Source organism: Streptomyces sp. NPDC050509 (assembly GCF_044457965.1).
GTDB lineage: Bacteria > Actinomycetota > Actinomycetes > Streptomycetales > Streptomycetaceae > Streptomyces.
The window spans coordinates 426151-449978 of record NZ_JBITHL010000005.1; the positions used below are offsets into that span (position 1 = coordinate 426151).

Here is a 23828-nt window from a genome sequence, read left to right on the forward strand (position 1 = left end):
GCCTGAGCAGTTTTGAGCACGCACCGGAACCGGCACGACACCCCCCGTTTTTCCCAGCGGTGGGCCGAGCAGGGGGACCTCGGGCCGGACCCATCGCTTGTATGCACGTTTGCAGATTTCTCCGCCGTATACCCGGCGGGACCACCGCCCCGGCCCGGTCCACACGATGGGACCGCAGCCGGCAGCACAACCGGTCGCCGAGCCAGAAGGCCGACGTCCGCTCCAGGGAAGGACCCTTCGTGAGCGACACCACCGATCTGATGGGCGTGACTGCCGACAGCAGTGTCGACACCACCGCGCCCGCCGAAGGTGCTGCCACTGGCACCACCGCACGGCGCCGCCGCTCCGGCACCGGCCTTGACGGCATGGTCCTGGCCGAGTTGCAGCAGGTCGCGTCGGGCCTCGGCATCAGGGGCACCGCGCGGATGCGCAAGAGCCAGTTGATCGAGGTCATCAAGGAAGCGCAGGCCGGAGGCGGCTCCGCGGCCAAGGCCGCCGGTGCCAACGGCAGCGCCGACGCAGAGACCAAGCCCAAGCGCCGGGCGACCTCCAAGGCCCGTACGGGCGACGCCGCCCCGGCGGCCGAGGAGAACGTCAACAAGGCGGGCCAGGCCGAGCAGGCCGCGGCCCAGCAGCAGATCGACATCCCCGGCCAGCCCGCCAGCGACGACCAGCCCACGGGCGAGCGCCGCCGCCGCAGGGCCACCGCACAGGCCGGCAGCCCCGACACCAAGGCGGAGGCCGCGGCCGACGCCCCGTCCGACGTCAAGGTCGAGGAGAAGACCGAGGCGGCCTCCGGCGGCTCCGGCTCCCAGGGCGACGGCGACGGCCGGCGCGGCGACCGCCAGGACCGCGGCCAGCGCGGTGAGCGCGGCGACCGTGACCGCGACGGACGCCGCGACCGGCAGCGCGACCGCCGCGGCAAGGGCGACGACCAGCAGGGCGGCCAGCAGCAGGGCGGCGGCAACCGCCAGCAGCAGAGCGGCCGGGGCGACCGCGACAACCGCGGCGGCGGCGGCCAGAGCCAGAACCAGGGCCCCCAGAACAACGGCCCCCAGGACGACTTCGACGACGAGGCCGGCGGCCGGCGCGGCCGGCGCGGACGCTACCGCGACCGCCGTGGCCGCCGCGGACGCGACGAGTTCGGCCCCGGTGAGCCGCAGGTCGCCGACGACGATGTGCTGATCCCCGTCGCGGGCATCCTCGACATCCTCGACAACTACGCGTTCATCAGGACCTCCGGCTACCTGCCGGGCCCCAACGACGTGTACGTCTCGCTCGCCCAGGTCCGCAAGAACGGCCTGCGCAAGGGCGACCACGTCACCGGAGCCGTCCGTCAGCCCAAGGACGGCGAGCGCCGCGAGAAGTTCAACGCGCTCGTGCGCCTCGACTCCGCCAACGGCATGGGGGCCGAATCCGGCCGCGGCCGACCGGAGTTCCAGAAGCTGACCCCGCTCTACCCGCAGGACCGGCTCCGTCTGGAGACCGACCCGGGCGTGCTGACGACGCGGATCATCGACCTCGTCGCACCGATCGGCAAGGGCCAGCGCGGTCTGATCGTGGCCCCGCCGAAGACCGGCAAGACCATGATCCTCCAGGCCATCGCCAACGCGATCACGGTCAACAGCCCCGAGTGCCACCTGATGGTCGTCCTCGTAGACGAGCGGCCCGAAGAGGTCACCGACATGCAGCGGTCGGTCAAGGGCGAGGTCATCTCCTCGACCTTCGACCGTCCGGCCGAGGACCACACCACCGTCGCCGAACTGGCCATCGAGCGCGCCAAGCGCCTCGTGGAGCTGGGCCACGACGTGGTCGTCCTGCTGGACTCCATCACCCGTCTGGGCCGTGCCTACAACCTCGCGGCGCCCGCCTCCGGACGCATCCTGTCCGGTGGTGTCGACTCGACCGCGCTCTACCCGCCGAAGCGCTTCTTCGGCGCGGCGCGCAACATCGAGGACGGCGGCTCGCTGACCATCCTGGCCACCGCGCTCGTCGAGACCGGCTCGCGCATGGACGAGGTGATCTTCGAGGAGTTCAAGGGCACCGGCAACATGGAGCTCAAGCTCGACCGGAAGCTCTCCGACAAGCGCATCTTCCCGGCGGTCGACGTGGACGCGTCCTCCACCCGTAAGGAAGAGATCCTGCTCGGCGGCGAGGAACTGGCCGTCGTCTGGAAGCTGCGCCGGGTGCTGCACGCGCTCGACCAGCAGCAGGCGATCGAGCTGCTCCTGGACAAGATGAAGAAGACCAAGTCCAACGCGGAGTTCCTGCTCCAGATCCAGAAGACGACCCCGGGTTCCAACGGCAACGACTGACCGGACCCCGAACCGTCCCGCACCACACGAACCGCCCCGTCACCCCAGGTGACGGGGCGGTTCGCGGCGTATCGGCCCTTGGCGCGGCCCCCCGAAGCCCCCGGAGAGTAATCCCACACCCCCCACGCGGGCCCCTGGACGTACGGTGGAGCCTTCCGCAGGCCGAAAGCGCAGGTGAAGGGCGCTGCGGCGGGCGCGGCGCCGCAGCGGGCCAGGAGCGGGTCCGTCACCCGCACGCACCGCCGTCCGGACATCTCCCCCGCATGCTGTGCAACCCTTCTTGGTGCTTCACTGTCTGTACAAGTGGCGACAAAGTGCGCCTCGTCATCACGGCAGGAGGTAGCGGGGCCCGCACGACGGACAGAGGGAGACCATGGGCGACGGGATCAGCAGCCGAATACGGGGCAGCGGCAAACGCCGCAGGAAGACGGGCGGGCGCCGCCGCGCCACCGTCGTCGCCGCGTGGTCCGCGGCGGCCCTGGTCCTCATCGGCGGCTCAGGGGCCGGCTACGTCTACTTCAAGCTCAACGGCAACCTCAAGGGCGTCGACATCAACGCCCAGCTCGGCGGCGACCGCCCCGCCGACTCCGGCGACGGTTCCCAGAACATCCTCGTCCTCGGCTCGGACTCCCGCTCCGGCGCGAACGCCGAGTACGGCCGCGACGGCGGCGGCGCCCGCTCGGACACCGCGATGGTCGTCCACCTCTACAAGGGCCACAAGAAGGCCAGCGTGGTCTCCGTACCGAGGGACACCCTGATCGACCGCCCCGCCTGCACCGACTCCGACGGCGCCGCCGTCGGAGGCCAGCGCCTCGTCATGTTCAACACGGCGTACGAGGTCGGCGGCCCCGCCTGCGCGGTCAAGACCGTCGAGCAGATGTCCGGTCTGCGGATGGACCACTACATCGAGGTCGACTTCACCGGCTTCAAGAAGCTCATCGACACCCTCGGCGGGGTGAAGATCACCACCACGCAGAACATCGACGACCCCAAGAGCCACCTCAAGCTCGCCCCCGGCACGCACACCCTGAACGGGGAGCAGTCCCTCGGTCTCGTACGGACCCGCCACAGCGTCGGCGACGGCAGCGACCTCGGCCGCATACAGCTCCAGCAGTCCTTCATCAAGGCGCTGATCGAGCGGGTCAAGAGCGTCGGCGTGTTCAGCAACCCGAAGAGGCTCTACGACCTGGCGGACACCGCCACCCGCGCGATCACCCCGGACTCCCAGCTCGACACGGTCAACAAGCTGGTCGGATTCGCCGGCGGCCTCAAGGAGCTCGGCGCCCAGGACGTCCACATGGTCACGCTCCCGGTCCGGTACGACCCGCAGGACCCGAACCGCGTCCTGCCCCTGCCTGCCGCCGGCCGGCAGGTCTGGACGGCCCTCAAGCAGGACAAGCCGATTCCCGCCTCCGCCACCAGGGACTCGGCGGGCGACAAGGGCTCGGCCCACAGCGTGGTCAACAGCGGTTGACGCGTGCGGGGGCTTACCGGGGCTCGTCCGGGCCCCGGTAAGCCCCCCGGAATACTTCCGGCCGCCCCCCGGTTTTGGGAGATACGGCCGGTCCTGGCAGACTGGTACGTCGGCCCCGGTTCACGTCCACGCAATCAGCGCGTACGACCCGGCGCCCTCCCGAAACTAGGAGAACCCCTTGAAGCGCGACATCCACCCCGCGTACGTCGAGACCCAGGTCAGTTGCACCTGCGGTGCGTCGTTCACCACCCGCAGCACCATCGAGTCGGGCACGATCCGTGCCGACCTGTGCTCCGAGTGCCACCCGTTCTACACGGGCAAGCAGAAGATCCTCGACACCGGTGGCCGTGTGGCCCGCTTCGAGGCCCGCTTCGGCAAGGCCGCCGGCTCCGCCAAGAAGTAGCGAGCCACCTGCGCCGGTCCTCGGCGCCCCGTTCCCGCGGGGCGCCGGGACCGGCGCTTTGGCGTCCCGCAGCACTGCCGTGCCCTTCAGGCAGCACTTCCGCACGGCAGCACCTTCTTTACGCGCGTCACGCGAGAAACACGGAGCCCCCGAATGTTCGAGGCGGTCGAGGAACTGATCGGCGAACACGCCGGTCTGGAGAAGCAGCTCGCCGACCCGTCGGTCCACGCCGACCAGGCCAACGCGCGCAAGCTCAACAAGCGTTACGCCGAGCTGACCCCGATCGTCGCGACGTACCGCTCCTGGAAGCAGACCGGCGAGGACATCACCACCGCCCGTGAGTTCGCGGCCGACGACCCCGACTTCGCCGCCGAGGCCAAGGCCCTGGAGAAGCAGCGCGACGAGCTGACCGAGAAGCTCCGTCTGCTCCTCGTGCCGCGCGACCCCAGCGACGACAAGGACGTCATCCTGGAGGTCAAGGCAGGAGCGGGCGGCGACGAGTCCGCGCTCTTCGCCGGCGACCTCCTGCGCATGTACCTGCGGTACGCGGAGCGCGTCGGCTGGAAGACCGAGATCATCGACGCCACCGAGTCCGAGCTGGGCGGCTACAAGGACGTCCAGGTCGCCGTCAAGACCAAGGGCGGCAACGGCGCCACCGTGCCGGGACAGGGCGTCTGGGCGCGGCTGAAGTACGAGGGCGGCGTGCACCGCGTGCAGCGCGTGCCCTCCACCGAGTCGCAGGGGCGTATCCACACCTCGGCCGCCGGTGTGCTCGTCACGCCCGAGGCCGAGGAGGTCGACGTCGAGATCCACGCCAACGATCTCCGTATCGACGTCTACCGCTCCTCGGGCCCCGGTGGCCAGTCCGTCAACACCACCGACTCCGCCGTACGCATCACCCACCTGCCGACCGGAGTCGTCGCCTCCTGCCAGAACGAGAAGAGCCAGCTCCAGAACAAGGAGCAGGCCCTGCGTATCCTGCGGTCGCGGCTGCTCGCCGCGGCCCAGGAGGAGGCCGAGAAGAACGCGGCGGACGCCCGGCGCAGCCAGGTCCGTACCGTCGACCGGTCCGAGAAGATCCGTACGTACAACTTCCCGGAAAACCGGATCTCGGACCACCGTGTCGGTTTCAAGGCGTACAACTTGGACCAGGTGCTCGACGGGGACCTGGACGCCGTGATCCAGGCATGTGTGGACGCCGACTCCGCCGCGAAGCTAGCAGCCGCCCAGTAAAAAGATCTGTGGCCACCACCCCCGGTGACCACACTCGCAGTCCGGAGGAACCAGCGTGCAGCCACTTTCTGGGGGGCCCAGCGACTCCCAGCGGCGCAGCCTGCTGCTCGCGGAGGTGGCCCAGGCCACCCAGCGGCTGGCCGACGCGGGCGTGCCCTCGCCGCGTTTCGACGCGGAGGAGCTCGCCGCGTACGTGCACGCCGTCAAGCGGGGAGAGCTGCACCGCGTCAAGGACGCGGACTTCGACGCCCGCTACTGGGAGGCCGTGGCGCGCCGCGAGGCCCGCGAACCGCTCCAGCACATCACCGGACGCGCCTTCTTCCGCTACCTGGAGCTCCAGGTGGGACCCGGCGTCTTCGTGCCCCGCCCCGAGACCGAGTCGGTCGTCGGCTGGGCGATAGACGCCGTACGCGCGATGGACGTCGTCGAGCCGGTCGTCGTCGACCTGTGCTCGGGCTCCGGCGCGATCGCGCTCGCCATGGCGCAGGAGGTGCCGCGCTCGCGCGTGCACGCCGTGGAGCTGTCCGAGGACGCCCTGACCTGGACGCGGAAGAACGCGGAGGGGTCCAGGGTCACCGTGCACCGCGGGGACGCCCTGAGCGCCCTTCCCGAGCTGGACGGCCAGGTCGACCTGGTCATCTCCAACCCGCCGTACATCCCGCTGACCGAATGGGAGTACGTCGCCCCCGAGGCCCGTGACCACGACCCGGAGATGGCCCTCTTCTCCGGCGAGGACGGCCTCGACACGATCCGCGGCATCGAACGCACCGCGCACCGGCTGCTGCGGCCCGGCGGCCTCGTCGTCATCGAGCACGCGGACACACAGGGCGGACAGGTTCCGTGGATCTTCAGCGAGGAGTCCGGCTGGGCGGACGCCGCGGACCACCCGGACCTCAACAAGCGCCCGCGCTTCGCCACGGCACGCAAGGCGATGCCGTGACCGCGTCCGTGAACGCCGGGCCCGCGCACGTGCCCGCCGCGCCCGCTCCTCGTGCCTCTTCCGTTCCGCACGCCCCTTCCGCTTCGATGACCGAAACCGTGTACGCGCACGAGGAGGATTCCTGAAATGGCCCGGCGATACGACTGCAACGACGCGACCGACCGCACCACGGGTCTGCGTGAGGCCGCGTCGGCCGTGCGCCGCGGTGAGCTGGTCGTGCTGCCCACCGACACCGTGTACGGGATCGGTGCGGACGCCTTCAGCTCCGAGGCCGTCGCCGACCTGCTGGACGCCAAGGGCCGGGGCCGCAACATGCCCACCCCCGTCCTGATCGGCTCCCCGAACACCCTGCACGGCCTCGTCACGGACTTCTCCGAACAGGCGTGGGAACTGGTCGACGCGTTCTGGCCGGGCGCCCTGACCCTGGTCGCCAAGCACCAGCCGTCCCTCCAGTGGGACCTCGGGGACACCCGGGGCACGGTCGCGATCCGTATGCCGCTGCACCCCGTGGCGATCGAACTGCTCACCGAGGTCGGCCCGATGGCCGTCTCCAGCGCCAACCTCACGGGACACCCGGCCCCCGAGAACTGCGACGCGGCCCAGGAGATGCTGGGGGACTCCGTCTCGGTCTACCTCGACGGCGGCCCGACCCCCGCGAACGTACCGTCGTCGATCGTCGACGTCACCGGCAAGGTCCCGGTGCTGCTGCGGGCCGGCGCCCTCGACGCGGAGGAGCTCCGCAAGGTGGTACCCGACCTTGAGGTGGCCAATTGACCGCCCCTGAGGGGCGTGGCATAGCGGAGACCTTCACCACCGGCACCACCTTCCGCATCCTCCACGTCAGCACCGGCAATGTCTGCCGCTCGCCCATCACCGAGCGGCTCAACCGGCATGCCCTGAGCGACCGTCTGGGGGAGCGGCTGACCGGCGGCCTCATCGTGGAGAGCGCCGGCACCTGGGGGCACGAGGGCGCCCCCATGGAGGCCAACGCGGAGGCCGTCCTCGCCGACTTCGGAGCGGACGCCTCCGGCTTCGTGGGCCGCGAACTGCTCGACGAGCACGTCATCCGCGCCGACCTGGTCCTCACCGCGACCCGCGACCACCGGGCCCAGGTCATCTCGATGGGCCACTCGGCGGGCCTGCGCACGTTCACCCTGAAGGAGTTCACGCGCCTGGTGCGCGCCATAGACCCGGCGACCCTGCCCGACCCCCTGGACGAGGGCGTCGTGGAACGCGCCCGCGCCCTGGTCCGCGCGGCGGCGGCACTCCGCGGCTGGCTGCTCGCACCGACGGCGGAGGCGGACGAGGTGTACGACCCGTACGGGGCGCCGATCACGTTCTTCCGCTCGATCGGCGAGGAGATCCACCAGGCCCTGGACCCGGTGGTGACGGCGTTGACCGGCCTACCGGCGAAGTCTTCTTAAGGGCTCGGTTCGCCCGCCCTCTTTTTCTGAGGCTCGGTTCGCCTCCGGGGCGCTTTAAGTCGGTGCCGACGGTTGACCGTGCTCGGTTTGCTCGTTCCTCACAAACCTGCGCGCGCTCGCCCTTACGGCACCGACGCGCCCCTTCGGCTCACTCGCCGGCCAGGCGCGCAGGCGGGGCGAGGACATAGTTGCCCACGGCGGCTGCCGGGCGGGCCGGGGCTCCGCGACCTACATTGGGAAGCGTCACGCCCCACCGAGGCCCGGAGCCCGTCATGCCGGTCGTCAGCGAACCCCACGCGGAGCCTCACGCGGGCCCCCACGCGACACGGAGCGCGCCGGAAGCGGCGCTGGACGTCCTGCGGCGGCAGGATCCCGAGATGGCCGAGATCCTTCTCGGCGAGGCGCGCCGCCAGGCCGACAGCCTGCAGCTCATCGCCGCCGAGAACTTCACCTCGCCCGCCGTGCTCGCGGCCCTCGGCTCGCCGCTCGCCAACAAGTACGCCGAGGGCTATCCCGGCGCCCGCCACCACGGCGGCTGCGAGCTGGTGGACGCCGCCGAGCGGGTCGCCGTCTCGCGGGCCAGGGCGCTGTTCGGGGCCGAGCACGCCAACGTACAGCCGCACTCCGGGTCGTCCGCCGTGCTCGCCGCGTACGCCGCGCTGCTGCGGCCCGGGGACACGGTCCTCGCCATGGGGTTGCCGTACGGCGGGCACCTCACGCACGGCGCTCCCGTCAACTTCTCGGGACGGTGGTTCGACTTCGTGGGGTACGGGGTCGACGCGCGGACCGGGCTCATCGACTACGCGCAGGTCCGCCACCTGGCCCGGACACACCGCCCCAAGGCGCTGGTCTGCGGTTCGATCTCCTATCCGCGCCATGTCGACTACGCGGCCTTCAGAGAGATCGCCGACGACGTGGGCGCCTATCTGATCGCCGACGCGGCGCACCCCATCGGGCTGGTCGCCGGGGGCGCCGCGCCCAGCCCCGTGCCGTACGCGGACATCGTGTGCGCGACGACGCACAAGGTGCTGCGCGGGCCGCGCGGCGGGATGATCCTGTGCGGCGCGGAGTACGCGGAGCGTGTGGACCGCGCCGTGTTCCCGTTCACGCAGGGCGGCGCGCAGATGCACACGATCGCCGCGAAGGCCGTCGCCTTCGGGGAGGCGGCCACGCCCGCGTACGCCACGTACGCGCACCGGGTCGTCGCCAACGCGCGGGCGCTGGCCGAGGCGCTGGCCGAGCAGGGCTTCGGGATCACCACGGACGGCACGGACACGCATCTGCTCACCGTCGATCCCGCGCCGCTCGGTGTGGACGGCAGGGCCGCGCGCGGGCGGCTCGCGGCGGCGGGCCTGGTGGTGGACACCTGCGTGCTGCCGTACGCGGACGGGCGCGGCGTACGGCTGGGGACGGCCGCCGTGACCACTCAGGGCATGCGTGAGGGCGAGATGGAGCGGATCGGACGCATCATCGCCTCGGCGCTGCGCGAGGACGCTGAGGGGGCCACAGAGGCCCTCGGTGCGCTCCGCGACACGGTGAAGGGGCTGGTCGGTCGTTTCCCGCCGTATGCGACCGTTTCCTGAATGGAAATTTCCGTACGGGGAACCCGTGCAACCGTTCCGCTCCACTCGTTGTCCTGGCTCATATGGCGACCGGGTTTCCATCAGGGGCTCCGGCGCGGGCTAGTCTGTGGGGCTGAGATGGCCAGCGATTCCTGTGGGGCAGCCCGTGCGTGATTACCTGCTGACGCTCTGCGTGACGGCCGCGGTGACCTATCTGCTGACCGGGCCGGTGCGGAAGTTCGCCATCGCGACCGGAGCGATGCCGGAGATCCGCGCCCGCGACGTGCACCGAGAACCGACGCCGAGGCTCGGTGGCATCGCCATGTTCTTCGGCCTGTGTGCCGGGCTGCTCGTCGCCGACAACCTGCAGAACCTCAACGGGGTCTTCGAGTTGTCGAACGAGCCGCGCGCGCTGCTCTCCGGAGCCGCGCTGATCTGGCTGATCGGCGTCCTGGACGACAAGTTCGAGATCGACGCCCTGATCAAACTCGGCGCGCAGATGATCGCCGCGGGTGTGATGGTCATGCAGGGTCTGACGATCCTGTGGATCCCGGTGCCCGGCGTCGGCACGGTCGCGCTGACCTCGTGGCAGGGCACCCTGCTGACCGTGGCGCTGGTGGTGATCACCATCAACGCGGTCAACTTCGTGGACGGTCTCGACGGTCTCGCGGCCGGCATGGTCTGCATCGCCGCCGCGGCGTTCTTCCTGTACACGTACCGGATCTGGTACGGGTACGGCATCGAGGCAGCCGCCCCCGCGACGCTCTTCGCCGCGATCCTGATGGGCATGTGCGTGGGCTTCCTGCCGCACAACATGCACCCGGCGCGGATCTTCATGGGCGACTCGGGATCGATGCTGATCGGCCTGGTGCTCGCGGCGGGCGCGATCTCGGTGACCGGCCAGGTGGACCCGGACGCGCTGAAGATCTTCGAGGGCTCCACCCGCCAGGCCACCCACGCGGCGCTGCCGGTCTTCATCCCGCTGCTGCTGCCGCTGACGATCATCGCGATCCCGTTCGCGGACCTGGTGCTGGCGGTCGTACGCCGTACCTGGAACGGCAAGTCGCCGTTCGCCGCCGACCGCGGCCACCTGCACCACCGGCTGCTGGAGATCGGGCACTCGCACAGCAGGTCGGTGCTGATCATGTACTTCTGGTCGGCGCTGATCGCGTTCGGTGTGGTCGCGTACTCGGTGCACTCGGCGTCGATGTGGATCCTGCTGGTCGTGGTGGCGCTGAGCGCGGTGGGCCTGGTGCTTCTGCTGTTGCCGCGCTTCACCCCGCGTGCGCCGCTGTGGGCGCAGGCGTTCGTACCGCCGCGCTACCGGCGCCGCAGGCGTACGGAGGCGGAGGCGCGGGAGGCGGTCGAGGGTGTGGAAGGCGCGGAGGGTGTCGCGGAGCCCGCGGACGGTGCGGCGGTCGGGGCGGCCTGTGCCCACGCACAGGAGCACGAGCCGGCCGCAGAGGTTCGTACGCCCGTTCCCGCGGGCGTCAACGGGGCGACCGCCCTCGGCGCTCGTTCGCGTCTACCCGATCGAAGGAAGGCCGGCTCCCGGCAGTGACCGGGCGCCCCTTCCCCACGCCGGGCCCCAATACCAGACAGGACGCCGCCTTGTCGTGCACACACGCGCGGCCTCCCACTCATGTGTGACGGTTAGCACACCCTCATGGTAAAGACCTCATCAAATAGTTTGTGATACTGTTCACGAGACCCGGCGACAGAGCCGAAGGACCGTAGTGCGACGGTCCGTTGGCCCGAGAAACTCATCCTCGGACCGGGCCTACTCTCGTCTGTGACGACACCACCTGCCCCACCCATTCAGCGGAGCTGCCGCCATGCCGTCCAACGACGTCCGGAACCTCCTTCACACCGCCGTGCCCACCGCGGCCGTCGGCGCCATCGCCGTGGCCGTCGGTGCTGTGGTCGCGGGCGGCAAGGGGGCCCTGGGAGCCGCTGTCGGTGCTGTGGTGGTGATCGTTTTCATGGGCATCGGGCTCGTGGTGCTCGAACGCACGGCCAAGTCACTTCCGCACCTTTTCCAGGCGATGGGCCTGATGCTCTACACGGCGCAACTGCTGTTGATGATCATCTTTGTGGGTCTGTTCAAGGACACCACGCTGTTCGAGCCGAAGGCGTTCGCCTTCACCCTCGTTGTGGCGACCCTCGTCTGGATCGCCGCACAGGCGCGTGCGCACATGAAGGCCAAGATCCTCTACGTCGAACCCGAGTCCTCGACGGCCGAGAAGGCCGAGAAGTCAGGGTCATCGGCGTGAGGGGTAGGGCCGGGATAAGTGCCCGTTCGGAATCCTGCTATCGTCCGGTGCCAACTGCGGCATTGCGGGCGCGGGCATCCGAGCTGACGCCTGTTCCTACGCGAGGCTCAACGCCCGACCGCCGTCCCCACATCCGTCACACCAGTCCAGTGCCGAACCGCGGCTGCGCGCCGCGCCGACACAACGAGGTTGCCGTACCTATGCGCCATGCTGAAGGAGCCCGCGGTGAGTGCTGACCCGACGCAGGTGCTCGCCTTCGAGACCGACTGCCACATCTTCGACGGTTGTGGCTTTCCGGCACCCGGCCTGCACTCGTTCCTGTTCGAGCCGATCTTCGGCGACGCGGACAGCAACGTGTACTTCAACAAGACGATGCTGCTGGCGCTGCTCGGCTCGATCATCATCGTCGGCTTCTTCTGGGCCGCTTTCCGCAAGCCGAAGGTCGTCCCGGGCAAGCTCCAGATGGTGGCCGAGGCCGGCTACGACTTCGTCCGGCGCGGCGTCGTCTACGAGACGATCGGCAAGAAGGAAGGCGAGAAGTACGTTCCGCTCGTCGTCTCGCTGTTCTTCTTCATCTGGATGATGAACCTCTGGTCGATCATTCCGCTCGCCCAGTTCCCGGTGACATCGATCATCGCGTACCCGGCCGGCCTGGCCGCCATCGTCTACGTCACGTGGGTCTCCCTGACCTTCAAGCGGCACGGCTTCGTCGGCGCCTTCAAGAACTTCACCGGCTACGACAAGTCGCTCGGTGCGGTCCTGCCGCTCTCGATGACCATCGAGCTCTTCTCGAACCTGCTCGTCCGGCCGTTCACCCACGCGGTGCGACTGTTCGCCAACATGTTCGCGGGCCACACGCTGCTGCTGCTCTTCACGATCGCCAGTTGGTATCTGCTGAACGGGATCGGCATCGCCTACGCCGGTGTCTCGTTCGTGATGGTGCTCGTGATGACCGCCTTCGAGCTCTTCATCCAGGCCGTCCAGGCCTATGTGTTCGTCCTCCTGACGTGCAGCTTCATCCAGGGCGCGCTCGCCGAGAGCCACTGAACGCCCACCACTTCAGATCCCGCAGACGTCCGGTGGCCAACCCCCACCGGTCCGTGAAAGAGAAGGAAGAATCAGCATGGCTGCCACTGAGACCCTTGCCGCCGTCACCGGCTCCCTCAGCTCCGTCGGTTACGGTCTTGCCGCCATCGGCCCCGGCGTCGGCGTCGGCATCATCTTCGGTAACGGCACGCAGGCCCTGGCCCGACAGCCCGAGGCCGCCGGCCTGATCCGCGCCAACCAGATCCTCGGTTTCGCGTTCTGTGAGGCGCTGGCCCTCATCGGCCTGGTCATGCCCTTCGTCTACCCGTAAGACGAACCGCGACCACCAGCTTTATTAGACGAAAGGCACTGATGTGAACCCTCTGGTTCAGCTCGCGGCGGAGGGAGCGGAAAATCCGCTCATCCCGCCGATCCCCGAGCTCGTCATCGGCCTGATCGCCTTTGTCATCGTCCTCGGCTTCCTCGCCAAGAAGCTTCTCCCGAACATCAACAAGGTTCTGGACGAGCGCCGCGAGGCCATCGAGGGCGGGATCGAGCAGGCGGAGGCCGCCAAGACCGAGGCCGAGAGCGTCCTGGAGCAGTACAAGGCCCAGCTCGCCGAAGCCCGCCACGAGGCCGCCCGGCTCCGCCAGGAGGCGACCGAGCAGGGCACCGCCATCATCCAGGAGATGAAGGCGGAAGGTCAGCGGCAGCGGGAAGAGATCATCGCCGCCGGGCACGCCCAGATCGAGGCGGACCGCAAGGCCGCGGCCGCCGCGCTCCGTCAGGACGTGGGCAAGCTCGCCACCGACCTGGCCGGCAAGCTGGTCGGCGAGTCCCTTGAGGACAGCGCCCGGCAGAGCCGCACCATCGACCGCTTCCTCGACGAGCTTGAGGACGGCGCATCGAAGGCCGAGGCCACCCGATGACGGTGCGCGGAGCGAGCCGCGAGGCACAGTCCGCCGCACGTGAGCGACTCGACGCGCTGACCGACTCCACGTCGGTCGACGCCACGAAGCTCGCGGACGAGCTGGCAGCGGTCACCGCGCTGCTCCAGCGTGAGGTGTCGCTGCGCCGGGTCCTGACCGACCCGGCGCGGACCGGCGAGTCCAAGGCGGAGCTGGCCGGGTCGCTGCTGCGCGGCCAGGTGGGCGGTCCCACCGCCGACCTGGTCACCGGCATGGTCCGCAGCCGCTGGTCGCAGCCGCGTGACCTGGTCGACTCGGTCGAGGAGCTCGCCTCTCTCGCCGAGCTGACCGAGGCGCAGCGGACCGGCGGTCTGGACGACGTCGAGGACGAGCTGTTCCGGTTCGGCCGGATCGTCGAGTCCAGCCCCGCGCTGCGCGCCGCGCTCACCGACCGGTCGGCGACGGTCCCCGCCAAGGTCACGCTGCTGCACAGCCTGCTCGGCGGCCGGGCCAATCCGGCCACCGAACGCCTGGTAGTGCGTCTTGTGACCGAGCCCCGGGGACGTAGCCTGGAAGCGGGTCTCCAGACCCTTTCCCGGCTCGCCGCGGCGCGCCGGGAGCGGATGGTCGCCGTCGTCACCTCGGCGGTGCCGCTCACCGAAGGACAGAAGCAGCGCCTCGGCGCGGCCCTGGCCAAGCTGTACGGCCACCCGATGCATCTGAACCTCGACGTGGACCCCGAGGTCCTCGGCGGAGTGTCGGTACGCGTCGGTGACGAGGTCGTCAACGGCACGGTCGCGGAGCGTCTCGACGAGGCGACCCGGCGGCTGGCCGGCTGACGCCGGCAGGTCTTCAGAGATACAGAGCGACAGAGCAGTACCAGCGGCCCGGTTGGGCCGTGCAGAGAATTGCAGAAGATTCCTGGGGGTCGCCCCCAGAGGCAAGAACGCAGACCCCCAAGAAACTTCGGGCCCAACAAGGAGAGCAGGGAACCCAGATGGCGGAGCTCACGATCCGGCCGGAGGAGATCCGGGACGCGCTGGAGAACTTTGTCCAGTCGTACAAGCCGGACGCGGCCTCGCGCGAGGAGGTCGGTACGGTCAGCGTGGCCGGCGACGGTATCGCCAAGATCGAGGGACTGCCCTCGGCCATGGCGAACGAGCTGCTGAAGTTCGAGGACGGCACCCTCGGTCTCGCCCTCAACCTCGAGGAGCGCGAGATCGGTGCGATCGTCCTCGGTGAGTTCAGCGGTGTCGAGGAGGGACAGCCGGTCACCCGTACCGGCGAGGTCCTGTCCGTAGCGGTCGGCGAGGGATACCTGGGTCGCGTCGTCGACCCCCTCGGCAACCCGATCGATGGTCTCGGCGAGATCGCGACCGAGGGCCGCCGCGCCCTCGAACTGCAGGCCCCCGGCGTCATGGTCCGCAAGTCGGTCCACGAGCCGATGCAGACCGGCTACAAGGCTGTCGACGCCATGGTGCCGATCGGCCGCGGCCAGCGTCAGCTCATCATCGGCGACCGCCAGACCGGCAAGACCGCCCTGGCCGTCGACACGATCATCAACCAGCGTGACAACTGGCGCTCCGGCGACACGAAGAAGCAGGTCCGCTGCATCTACGTCGCCATCGGCCAGAAGGGCTCCACCATCGCGTCCGTACGCGGTGCGCTGGAGGAGGCCGGTGCGCTGGAGTACACGACCATCGTCGCCGCCCCCGCGTCCGACCCGGCCGGCTTCAAGTACCTGGCGCCGTACACCGGTTCGGCCATCGGCCAGCACTGGATGTACGAGGGCAAGCACGTCCTCATCATCTTCGACGACCTCTCGAAGCAGGCCGACGCCTACCGCGCCGTGTCCCTGCTGCTGCGCCGCCCGCCGGGCCGTGAGGCGTACCCGGGTGACGTCTTCTACCTGCACTCGCGTCTGCTGGAGCGCTGCGCCAAGCTCTCCGACGAGCTGGGCGCCGGTTCGATGACGGGTCTGCCGATCGTCGAGACGAAGGCCAACGACGTCTCCGCGTTCATCCCGACCAACGTCATCTCCATCACCGACGGCCAGTGCTTCCTGGAGTCCGACCTGTTCAACGCCGGCCAGCGGCCCGCGCTGAACGTCGGTATCTCGGTCTCGCGTGTCGGTGGCTCCGCCCAGCACAAGGCCATGAAGCAGGTTTCCGGCCGGCTCCGTGTGGACCTCGCCCAGTACCGTGAGCTGGAGGCGTTCGCGTCCTTCGGTTCCGACCTGGACGCGGCCTCCAAGGCCTCGCTGGAGCGCGGCAAGCGCATGGTCGAGCTGCTGAAGCAGCCCCAGTACGCGCCGTACCCGATGGAGGAGCAGGTCGTCTCCGTCTGGGCCGGCACCACCGGCAGGATGGACGACGTACCGGTCGAGGACATCCGCCGCTTCGAGAGCGAGCTGCTGGAGCACCTGCGCCGCGAGCGCAAGGAGCTGCTGACCAGCATCGCCGAGGGCGGCAAGATGTCCGACGACACGCTGCAGTCGGTCGGGGACGCCATCGCCGCCTTCAAGCGGCAGTTCGAGACCTCGGACGGGCAGCTCCTCGGCGACGACGCGCCGGCCGTCAACGTCTCCAAGTGACGACGGAAGGGACCTGACTCATGGGAGCCCAGCTCCGGGTCTACAAGCGTCGCATCAAATCCGTCACCGCGACCAAGAAGATCACCAAGGCGATGGAGATGATCGCCGCCTCGCGCATCGTCAAGGCGCAGCGCCAGGTGGCGGCATCGACGCCGTACGCGACCGAGCTCACCCGCGCGGTGACCGCGGTGGCGACCGGCTCCACGACCAAGCACCCCTTGACGACCGAGGTCGAGCGGCCGACCCGGGCCGCGGTCCTGCTCATCACGAGCGACCGCGGACTGGCCGGCGGCTACTCCTCGAACGCGATCAAGGCGGCCGAGCGTCTGACGAGCCGGCTCAGCAGTGAGCGCAAGGACGTCGTGACCTACATCGTGGGTCGCAAGGGAGTCTCGTACTTCGGCTTCCGTGAGCGTCCGGTCGAGGACTCGTGGACGGGCTTCACGGACAACCCCACCTACGCCGACGCGAAGGCGGTGGCCGCCCCGCTCATCGAGGCGATCACCAAGGACACCACGCACGGTGGGGTGGACGAGATCCACATCGTCTTCACCGAGTTCATCTCGATGATGACGCAGACCCCGATCGAGGACCGGCTGCTGCCGCTGTCGCTCACCCCGAGCACCGCGGAGGAGTCCGCCGAGGTCCTCAAGCGGGGTGGCGAGGTCCTTCCGCTGTTCGACTTCGAGCCGTCGGCGGAGGACGTCCTCGACGCCCTGCTGCCGCGCTACGTCGAGAGCCGTATCTACAACGCGCTGCTCCAGGCCGCCGCTTCCAAGCACGCTGCCACCCGCCGCGCGATGAAGTCGGCGACCGACAACGCCGGGGATCTCATCAAGAGCCTTTCCCGGTCTGCCAACGCGGCCCGCCAGGCCGAAATCACCCAGGAAATCAGCGAGATCGTCGGTGGCGCGAGCGCCCTGGCCGACGCGACCGCGGGGAGTGAAAATTAATGACGACCACAGTTGAGGCGGCCACCCCGGGGAGCACGGCCGCAGGCCGCGTGTCCCGGGTCATCGGCCCGGTCGTCGACGTGGAGTTCCCCGTCGACGCGATGCCGGAGATCTACAACGCGCTGCACGTCGAGGTGGCCGACCCGGCCGAGGACGGCAAGCTCAAGACCCTGACCCTCGAAGTCGCCCAGCACCTGGGCGAAGGCGTGGTGCGCGCGGTCTCGATGCAGCCGACCGACGGCCTGGTCCGCCAGGCCCCGGTGACCGACACGGGCAACGGCATCATGGTGCCCGTCGGTGACATCACCAAGGGCAAGGTGTTCAACACCCTCGGCCAGATCCTGAACGACGACGAGGCCGAGGCCCAGGTCACGGAGCGCTGGCCGATCCACCGCAAGGCCCCGGCCTTCGACCAGCTCGAGTCGAAGACCGAGATGTTCGAGACCGGCCTGAAGGTCGTCGACCTGCTGACCCCGTACGTCAAGGGCGGCAAGATCGGTCTGTTCGGTGGTGCGGGCGTCGGCAAGACGGTCCTCATCCAGGAAATGATCATGCGTGTGGCCAAGCTGCACGACGGTGTTTCCGTGTTCGCCGGTGTCGGTGAGCGCACCCGTGAGGGCAACGACCTCATCGACGAGATGACCGAGTCGGGCGTGCTGGACAAGACCGCGCTGGTCTTCGGCCAGATGGACGAGCCGCCGGGCACGCGTCTGCGGGTGGCGCTCTCCGCGCTGACCATGGCGGAGTACTTCCGCGATGTGCAGAAGCAGGACGTGCTGCTCTTCATCGACAACATCTTCCGCTTCACCCAGGCCGGTTCCGAGGTCTCCACGCTGCTCGGCCGTATGCCGTCCGCGGTGGGGTACCAGCCGACCCTGGCGGACGAGATGGGTGTGCTCCAGGAGCGCATCACGTCGACCCGTGGTCACTCGATCACCTCGATGCAGGCGATCTACGTGCCCGCGGACGACCTGACCGACCCGGCCCCGGCCACGACCTTCGCGCACCTCGACGCGACGACCGTGCTGTCGCGTCCGATCTCGGAGAAGGGCATCTACCCGGCGGTGGACCCGCTGGACTCGACGTCCCGCATCCTGGACCCGCGGTACATCTCGCAGGAGCACTACGACGCGGCCAGCCGCGTCAAGGGGATCCTGCAGAAGAACAAGGACCTCCAGGACATCATCGCGATCCTCGGTATCGACGAGCTGGGCGAGGAGGACAAGCTCGTTGTCCACCGTGCCCGTCGCGTCGAGCGCTTCCTGTCGCAGAACACCCACGCCGCCAAGCAGTTCACCGGCCTGGACGGTTCCGACGTGCCGCTCGACGAGTCGATCGCCGCGTTCAACGCGATCTGCGAAGGGGAGTACGACCACTTCCCCGAGCAGGCGTTCTTCATGTGCGGTGGCCTGGACGACCTGAAGGCCAAGGCCAAGGAACTCGGCGTCTCCTGAGCCTCCGGTTCAGGGAGGGGGGCGGGTTTCCCGCCCCCCTCCGATCGCCGTCATCGACACCCCATAGAATTGAAGCCAACACCCGGCGACACCGCCGGGTGGTGACCCGAGGAGCCACCCATGGCTGCTGAGCTGCATGTCGAGCTGGTCGCCGCGGACCGCAGTGTCTGGTCCGGCGAGGCCACGCTGGTCGTCGCGCGTACCACCTCCGGCGACATCGGCGTCATGCCCGGACACCAGCCGCTGCTCGGTGTGCTGGAGTCGGGCCCGGTGACCATTCGTACGAGTGACGGTGGAACGGTCGTGGCGGCTGTCCACGGCGGTTTCCTGTCGTTCGCCGACAACAAGCTCTCGCTGCTCGCGGAGATCGCCGAGCTGGCGGACGAGATCGACACCCAGCGCGCCGAGCACGCGCTGGAGCGCGCGAAGTCGGGTGAGGACGACGCCGCCGAGCGTCGCGCCGCCGTCCGGCTGCGTGCGGTGGCGGCCCATTAGGCGTCGTCACAACGGATTCACCCTCAGCCGCGGCTCGTTCCGGACCCTTCCGGACCGGGTCGCGGCTGAGGCGATGCGGGTGCGGTACAGCGGTATGCGGTTCCTGTTCCGGTGACTGGATGAGGCGAGGAGGTCGGTGTTGATGGTCCTCGCTCTGCTTGTCTGCGGACTGGTCGTCGTACTGGTTGCGGTGGGGCTCTTCGTCTTCGGCCTGCGCCGGCGGCTGATCCAGCGCTCCGGTGGCACGTTCGACTGCAGTCTGCGGTGGAACGTCCCCGAGGAGCCGGATCTCTCCGGCAAGGGCTGGGTGTACGGGGTCGCCCGTTACAACGGTGACCGGCTCAACTGGTTCCGGGTCTTCTCGTACGCGCCGCGCCCCCGCCGTACGCTGGAGCGTTCCGCGATCGAGGTGCTGGCCCGCCGCGCCCCCGAGGGCGAGGAGGAGCTGGCGCTCCTCTCCGACGCGGTGATCCTGGGCTGTACGCACCACGGGGTCAAGGTGGAGCTGGCGATGAGCGACGACGCGCTCACGGGCTTTCTGGCCTGGCTGGAGGCGGCGCCTCCGGGACAGCGTGTGAACGTCGCCTGAGCACACCGCCGCACACCCTCCTCGCACTGCCGTACACCGCTTCACACTGCCTCACGCCGCCTTCATCGGCGCGCGGGAGAGGGGCGGCCCCGCTTCCGCGGCGCCGCCCCCCGTATGACCTGCGAGCGAGCGGCTAGCCGAGTCCGCTGTTGATCGCCGTCACCAGTTCGCCGTTGGTGGTGTCACCGGTGAAGTCCCAGAAGAACGCGCCGCCCAGGCTCTGCTGGTTGGCCCACGCCATCTTGGACGCGATCGTCGCCGGGGTGTCGTAGCTCCACCAGTTGGTGCCGCAGTGCGCGTACGCCGTGCCGCCGACCGTGCCGGTCGCCGGGCAGGAGTTCTTCAGGACCTTGTAGTCCTCGATGCCCGCCTCGTACGTGCCGGGCGCGGCCCCGGTCGCCGTACCGCCGGGGGCGGACTGCGTGACGCCGGTCCAGCCGCGTCCGTAGAAGCCGATGCCGAGGAGCAGCTTCTTGGCCGGTACGCCCTGCGCCTTGAACTTGGCGATCGCCTCGGCGGAGTTGAAGCCCGCCTTCGGGATGCCCGGGTACGAGGTGAGCGGGGAGTGCGGGGCCGTCGGGCCCTGGGCGGAGAAGGCGCCGAAGAAGTCGTACGTCATGACGTTGAACCAGTCCATGTACGGCGCGGCGCCCGCGTAGTCCACGCTGTCGATCTTTCCGCCGGCCGAGGCGTCCGCCGTGACGGCCGCCGTGACCAGGTTGTTCGCGCCGAACTTGGCGCGCATCGCCTGCATCATGTTCTTGAAGACGGCCGGGCCGCTGGTGTCGCAGGACAGGCCGCACGCGTTCGGGTACTCCCAGTCCAGGTCGATGCCGTCGAAGACATCGGCCCAGCGCGGGTCCTCCACCAGGTCGTAACAGGACTGGGCGAAGGCGGCCGGGTTCTGCATGGCCTGGCCGAAGCCGCCGGACCAGGTCCAGCCGCCGAAGGACCAGAGGACCTTGATGTTCGGGTTCTTGGCCTTGAGCTTGCGCAGTTGGTTGAAGTTGCCGCGCAGGGACTGGTCCCATGTGTCGGCGACACCGTCGACGGACTGGTCGGCGGTGTACGCGCGCTCGATCGCGGCGTAGCTGTCGCCCATGGTGCACTTGCCGCCGGTGACATTGCCGAACGAGTAGTTGATGTGGGTGATCTTCGAGGCGGACCCCGAGGTCACCAGGTTCTTGACGTGGTAGTTCCGGCCGTAGACGCCCCACTCGGTGAAGTAGCCGAGCTTGACCTTGGCGCCGGGACCGGGGTTGCCCGGGTCGGTGGAACCGGTCGTACGGACCGCGCGGGCGCCGCTGACCGGGCCCGTCTGGTCGGCGGTGTCGCGCGCCTGGACGGTGTACGAGTAGTCCGTGCCCGCGCTCAGCCCGGTGTTCGTGTACGTGGTGCCGGTGACGGTGGCGACCTTGGTGCCGCCGCGCAGCACGTCGTAGTTCTTGACGCCCTTGTCGTCGGTGGCCGCGCTCCAGCTCAGCTTGACCGAGGTGTTGGTGATGTCGCTCGCGGTCGGGGTGCCGGGCGCGGAGGGCGGGTTGTCGCCCGGGACGCTCGGGCCGCCGTCGCAGGAGGCGCCGTTGAGCTTGCAGCCGGAGGGCGCGCCGGCGCCGCTGCCGTTGAAGCCGAAGCTGATCGAGGCACCGGCGGCGAGGGTGCCGTTCCAGGACTTGTTCTTCGCGGTCCAGTGGGTGCCCGAGCCGGTGATGTCGGCGTCCCAGCCCGAGGTGACGGCGGTGCCGGAGGGGAAGTCCCACTCCACCGTCCAGGAGTCGAGGGCGGTGGTGCCGGTGTTCTTCACCGTCCACTTGCCCTCGAAGCCCGTACCCCAGTCGGAGACCTTGGTGTACGTGGCGGTGGCGGAGGTGGCGGCCTGGGCGGGGGTGGCCAGACCGACGAGGGCGGCGAGGGGAAGCAGCAGGGCGGTCAGGGCCGCGACGGTGCGGGATCCGGGTCTGCGTCTGCGGGGGTGGGGGTCGGGTCGGGTGGTCAAGGCGCGCTCCTCGGGTGAGTACCGGAGTACGTACCGGCGTTGCGTCCACGCTGCGAGGCTCACCGCAGTGTGTGTGCGGTGAGAGTAGGAAGGTCTGGACCAATCGTCAATAGGTCCAGACCAAAGCCGGGGCCCGGCCGGAACTCCCTCAGTGACGGCCCGTCAGACACCCAACTCCTGGGCGAGCACGGCCGCCTGCACCCGGCTGCGCAGCTCCAGCTTGCCGAGCACCCGGCTCACATGCGTCTTCACCGTGGCCTCCGCCATGTCGAGCCGCACCGCGATCTCCGCGTTCGACAGCCCCTCGCCCAGCCGGGAGAGCACCTCGCGCTCCCGGCGGGTCAGCACGTCCAGGACCGCGGGATCGGGCCCGCCGGCCGTCCGTACCGGCCGCGGCGCCGCGAACTCCGCGATCAGCCGCCGGGTCACCGACGGGGCGATCAGACCCTCGCCGCGCGCCACCGTCCGTACCGCCGTGAGCAGTTCCCCCGCCTCGGCGTTCTTCAGCAGGAAGCCGGAGGCGCCCGCGCGCAGCGCCCCGAAGACGTACTCGTCCAGGTCGAACGTGGTCAGGACGAGAACGTCCGCCAGCCCCTCGGCGACCACCAGCCGCGTCGCCGACACCCCGTCGAGGCGCGGCATCTGCACATCCATCAGCACCAGATCGGGGCGCAGCTCCCGCGCCAGCGCGACCGCGCGCTCGCCGTCCGCGGCCTCCCCGACGACCTCGATGTCGGGCGCGCTGCGCAGGATCAGCACCAGCCCCGCCCGTACCGCCGACTGGTCTTCGGCGACCAGAACCCGGATCGTCATCGCGTACCGTCCCCTTCCCCGGCCGTCGCCGAGGCTCCGACCGGCAGTTCCGCCCGTACCACCCAGACCCGGTCCGTCCCGCCGGTGGTGGCGACCGGGCCCGCCTCGAACACCCCGTCCAGCAGCGCGATCCGCTCGCGCATCCCCACCAGACCGGCGCCGGACCCCGGGGCGCGCGGTCCCGGCCGGTCACCGAACGGGCTGGTGACCCGTACGTCCAGCGTGTGGTCCGTGAGCCCCAGTTCGACGGCGACCGTGCCCGGCACCGCGTGCTTGAGCGCGTTGGTCAGCGACTCCTGGACGATGCGGTACGCGGCCAGCTCCACCGGCGCGGGCAGCGCGCCACCGGCGCCCGCGCTCCGCGCCGCCGCGGTGCCGCGCCGGTCGGCCAGCGTGAAGCCGAGCCCGCTGGAGGCGCCGTTCGTACGGGCCTGCCCCACCAGCGTGTCCAGCGCCTCCAGCGTCGGCGCGGCGGCCGGTTCCCGCTCCGTGTCGCCCTCCCGCAGCAGCCCGATCAGCCGGCGCATCTCGGCGAGCCCCGCGACGCTGTTCTCCCGGATGACGCCGAGCGCGTCCCGGCTCGTGCGCTCGTCGTCGAGGGAGAGCGCGGCCGTCGAGTGGATCGCGATCGCCGAGAGGTGGTTGGCGACCATGTCGTGCAGTTCGCGGGCCATCCGCGAACGCTCGGCGGTCACCGCCTGCGTCCGGTCCATCTCCGCCAGCAGCGCGGTCTGCCGCGCCCGGAGCCTGGCCGCCTCGGCGGCGTCGCGGTGGTTGCGTACGAGGGCGCCCGTGGCGGCGGGGCCGAAGGCGACCAGACCGGTGGCCAGCCCGATCAGCAGCGACTCCACCGTCTGGAGCCAGGCGGAGAACCCGACGGTCATCGCGACCGTGACGAACACGGTGGTACGGGGGATACGGCGGGCGGAGGCCGGGGTTCCGTACAGCACGGCCGCGTACATGACGTCCGTGTACATCAGCACCGTCGCCACACTGCCCGTCGTGAACTGGTCCGCGATCAGGGCGACCGTAGCCACGATCAGCGCGGTGCGCGGCGCGGTCCTGCGCAGCAGCTCCGTCCCGGTCAGCACGGCCATCGGCACGAGCACCCACGCCCCGGGCAGCAGCACCTGCGCCGTACGCATCCCGAGACCGACGCCCCACAGGGCGAGACCGCCGCAGAGCCCGGCGGCGGCGATCATCACGTCATGGCGGTGCGGCCGGACGCCGCGCGGCGTGCGAGGGCCGCGGGACCTGAGGCGGGAGGCGATCACCCCTCCATCCAACACCGCCCGTCGCGCGCGGGCCTCCACACACCGGCGGAGCCCGCGGCACATCGACGTACACCGAAGGATGCAGTCACCTCTCGTCACCGGA

Annotated in this window: 22 protein-coding genes; 19 read left to right on the forward strand and 3 right to left on the reverse strand. The window is 69.9% G+C overall.

Translation table 11 applies throughout. From position 1 onward, the window contains the following. Positions 1-239 precede the first annotated feature (239 nt). From rho to ACIBJC_RS17515, 19 genes are all read left to right on the forward strand, one after another. Positions 240-2315 (forward strand): transcription termination factor Rho, encoded by a 2076-nt coding sequence (gene rho / locus ACIBJC_RS17425; RefSeq protein ID WP_399292885.1) that lies wholly within the window; start codon positions 240-242, stop codon positions 2313-2315. 373 nt (positions 2316-2688) lie between these two features. Beyond that, positions 2689-3789 carry an LCP family protein gene (locus ACIBJC_RS17430; RefSeq protein WP_399292887.1) on the forward strand — a complete coding sequence of 367 codons (1101 nt, stop codon included), beginning with the start codon at positions 2689-2691 and terminating at the stop codon, positions 3787-3789. A 178-nt stretch (positions 3790-3967) separates the two neighbouring features. Beyond that, complete coding sequence (gene rpmE, locus ACIBJC_RS17435) at positions 3968-4192, forward strand: 50S ribosomal protein L31 (RefSeq protein ID WP_365811372.1); 225 nt, start codon at positions 3968-3970, stop codon at positions 4190-4192. A 153-nt stretch (positions 4193-4345) separates the two neighbouring features. Then, positions 4346-5425, forward strand: a complete 1080-nt coding sequence (prfA, locus tag ACIBJC_RS17440) for a peptide chain release factor 1 (RefSeq protein WP_399292889.1) — start codon at positions 4346-4348, stop codon at positions 5423-5425. 55 nt (positions 5426-5480) lie between these two features. Then, a complete protein-coding gene (gene prmC, locus ACIBJC_RS17445) occupies positions 5481-6365 on the forward strand; it encodes a peptide chain release factor N(5)-glutamine methyltransferase (RefSeq protein WP_329829487.1) in 885 nt (294 codons plus the stop codon). Between the two features lie 126 nt (positions 6366-6491). Continuing rightward, positions 6492-7139 carry an L-threonylcarbamoyladenylate synthase gene (locus ACIBJC_RS17450; RefSeq protein WP_329829488.1) on the forward strand — a complete coding sequence of 216 codons (648 nt, stop codon included), beginning with the start codon at positions 6492-6494 and terminating at the stop codon, positions 7137-7139. Beyond that, positions 7136-7789 (forward strand): protein-tyrosine-phosphatase, encoded by a 654-nt coding sequence (locus ACIBJC_RS17455; RefSeq protein ID WP_399292892.1) that lies wholly within the window; start codon positions 7136-7138, stop codon positions 7787-7789. The genes ACIBJC_RS17450 and ACIBJC_RS17455 overlap by 4 nt, the downstream gene beginning before the upstream one ends. 272 nt (positions 7790-8061) lie before the next feature. Beyond that, positions 8062-9372 (forward strand): serine hydroxymethyltransferase, encoded by a 1311-nt coding sequence (glyA, locus tag ACIBJC_RS17460; RefSeq protein ID WP_399292894.1) that lies wholly within the window; start codon positions 8062-8064, stop codon positions 9370-9372. A 145-nt stretch (positions 9373-9517) separates the two neighbouring features. Continuing rightward, on the forward strand, positions 9518-10912 hold the full coding sequence (locus ACIBJC_RS17465; protein ID WP_399292896.1) for an MraY family glycosyltransferase: 1395 nt from the start codon (positions 9518-9520) through the stop codon (positions 10910-10912). Positions 10913-11186: 274 nt separating this feature from the next. Beyond that, positions 11187-11624, forward strand: a complete 438-nt coding sequence (locus tag ACIBJC_RS17470) for a hypothetical protein (RefSeq protein WP_329829492.1) — start codon at positions 11187-11189, stop codon at positions 11622-11624. 210 nt (positions 11625-11834) lie between these two features. Continuing rightward, on the forward strand, positions 11835-12671 hold the full coding sequence (atpB, locus tag ACIBJC_RS17475; protein WP_399293205.1) for a F0F1 ATP synthase subunit A: 837 nt from the start codon (positions 11835-11837) through the stop codon (positions 12669-12671). 76 nt (positions 12672-12747) lie between these two features. Continuing rightward, entirely contained in the window at positions 12748-12981 is a 234-nt protein-coding gene (atpE, locus tag ACIBJC_RS17480) for an ATP synthase F0 subunit C (protein ID WP_329829493.1), read from the forward strand. A gap of 43 nt (positions 12982-13024) precedes the next feature. Next, positions 13025-13579, forward strand: coding sequence for a F0F1 ATP synthase subunit B (locus ACIBJC_RS17485; protein WP_329829494.1), 555 nt, complete (start codon positions 13025-13027; stop codon positions 13577-13579). 2 nt (positions 13580-13581) lie between these two features. Beyond that, positions 13582-14397, forward strand: coding sequence for a F0F1 ATP synthase subunit delta (locus ACIBJC_RS17490; protein ID WP_399293207.1), 816 nt, complete (start codon positions 13582-13584; stop codon positions 14395-14397). A gap of 158 nt (positions 14398-14555) precedes the next feature. After that, entirely contained in the window at positions 14556-16151 is a 1596-nt protein-coding gene (gene atpA, locus ACIBJC_RS17495) for a F0F1 ATP synthase subunit alpha (protein ID WP_399292899.1), read from the forward strand. A gap of 20 nt (positions 16152-16171) precedes the next feature. After that, on the forward strand, positions 16172-17104 hold the full coding sequence (locus ACIBJC_RS17500; protein ID WP_399292901.1) for a F0F1 ATP synthase subunit gamma: 933 nt from the start codon (positions 16172-16174) through the stop codon (positions 17102-17104). Beyond that, positions 17104-18558, forward strand: coding sequence for a F0F1 ATP synthase subunit beta (atpD, locus tag ACIBJC_RS17505; RefSeq protein ID WP_399292903.1), 1455 nt, complete (start codon positions 17104-17106; stop codon positions 18556-18558). Before ACIBJC_RS17500 ends, atpD begins: the two co-directional genes overlap by 1 nt. Before the next feature lie 120 nt (positions 18559-18678). Beyond that, positions 18679-19053: a F0F1 ATP synthase subunit epsilon gene (locus ACIBJC_RS17510; protein ID WP_399292905.1), complete on the forward strand. Its 375-nt coding sequence runs from the start codon at positions 18679-18681 to the stop codon at positions 19051-19053. Positions 19054-19195: 142 nt separating this feature from the next. Continuing rightward, the gene (locus ACIBJC_RS17515) at positions 19196-19642 is read left to right on the forward strand and encodes a DUF2550 domain-containing protein (RefSeq protein WP_399292907.1); all 447 of its coding nucleotides are present in this window, start codon (positions 19196-19198) and stop codon (positions 19640-19642) included. Positions 19643-19775: 133 nt separating this feature from the next. Here the strand turns inward: ACIBJC_RS17515 and ACIBJC_RS17520 are convergent, their stop codons facing one another. The 3 genes from ACIBJC_RS17520 to ACIBJC_RS17530 form a co-directional block, all read right to left on the reverse strand. Then, positions 19776-21638, reverse strand: a complete 1863-nt coding sequence (locus ACIBJC_RS17520) for a glycosyl hydrolase family 18 protein (protein WP_399292909.1) — start codon at positions 21636-21638, stop codon at positions 19776-19778. Between the two features lie 162 nt (positions 21639-21800). After that, on the reverse strand, positions 21801-22451 hold the full coding sequence (locus tag ACIBJC_RS17525; RefSeq protein WP_399292910.1) for a response regulator: 651 nt from the start codon (positions 22449-22451) through the stop codon (positions 21801-21803). After that, positions 22448-23653, reverse strand: coding sequence for a sensor histidine kinase (locus tag ACIBJC_RS17530; protein ID WP_399292912.1), 1206 nt, complete (start codon positions 23651-23653; stop codon positions 22448-22450). The genes ACIBJC_RS17525 and ACIBJC_RS17530 overlap by 4 nt, the downstream gene beginning before the upstream one ends. Between the last annotated feature and the right edge of the window lie 175 nt (positions 23654-23828).

Excerpts from the sequence above, each read along its gene's own strand:
- ACIBJC_RS17430 (WP_399292887.1), top strand. The coding sequence starts at position 2,689 with ATGGGCGACGGGATCAGCAGCCGAATACGGGGCAGCGGCAAACGCCGC.
- ACIBJC_RS17530 (WP_399292912.1), bottom strand. The coding sequence starts at position 23,653 with ATGATCGCCGCCGCCGGGCTCTGCGGCGGTCTCGCCCTGTGGGGCGTC.
- ACIBJC_RS17470 (WP_329829492.1), top strand. The coding sequence starts at position 11,187 with ATGCCGTCCAACGACGTCCGGAACCTCCTTCACACCGCCGTGCCCACC.
- atpD (WP_399292903.1), top strand. The coding sequence starts at position 17,104 with ATGACGACCACAGTTGAGGCGGCCACCCCGGGGAGCACGGCCGCAGGC.
- ACIBJC_RS17515 (WP_399292907.1), top strand. The coding sequence starts at position 19,196 with ATGGTCCTCGCTCTGCTTGTCTGCGGACTGGTCGTCGTACTGGTTGCG.
- ACIBJC_RS17525 (WP_399292910.1), bottom strand. The coding sequence starts at position 22,451 with ATGACGATCCGGGTTCTGGTCGCCGAAGACCAGTCGGCGGTACGGGCG.
- ACIBJC_RS17500 (WP_399292901.1), top strand. The coding sequence starts at position 16,172 with ATGGGAGCCCAGCTCCGGGTCTACAAGCGTCGCATCAAATCCGTCACC.
- ACIBJC_RS17510 (WP_399292905.1), top strand. The coding sequence starts at position 18,679 with ATGGCTGCTGAGCTGCATGTCGAGCTGGTCGCCGCGGACCGCAGTGTC.
- ACIBJC_RS17450 (WP_329829488.1), top strand. The coding sequence starts at position 6,492 with ATGGCCCGGCGATACGACTGCAACGACGCGACCGACCGCACCACGGGT.
- atpE (WP_329829493.1), top strand. The coding sequence starts at position 12,748 with ATGGCTGCCACTGAGACCCTTGCCGCCGTCACCGGCTCCCTCAGCTCC.
- atpA (WP_399292899.1), top strand. The coding sequence starts at position 14,556 with ATGGCGGAGCTCACGATCCGGCCGGAGGAGATCCGGGACGCGCTGGAG.
- prfA (WP_399292889.1), top strand. The coding sequence starts at position 4,346 with ATGTTCGAGGCGGTCGAGGAACTGATCGGCGAACACGCCGGTCTGGAG.
- glyA (WP_399292894.1), top strand. The coding sequence starts at position 8,062 with ATGCCGGTCGTCAGCGAACCCCACGCGGAGCCTCACGCGGGCCCCCAC.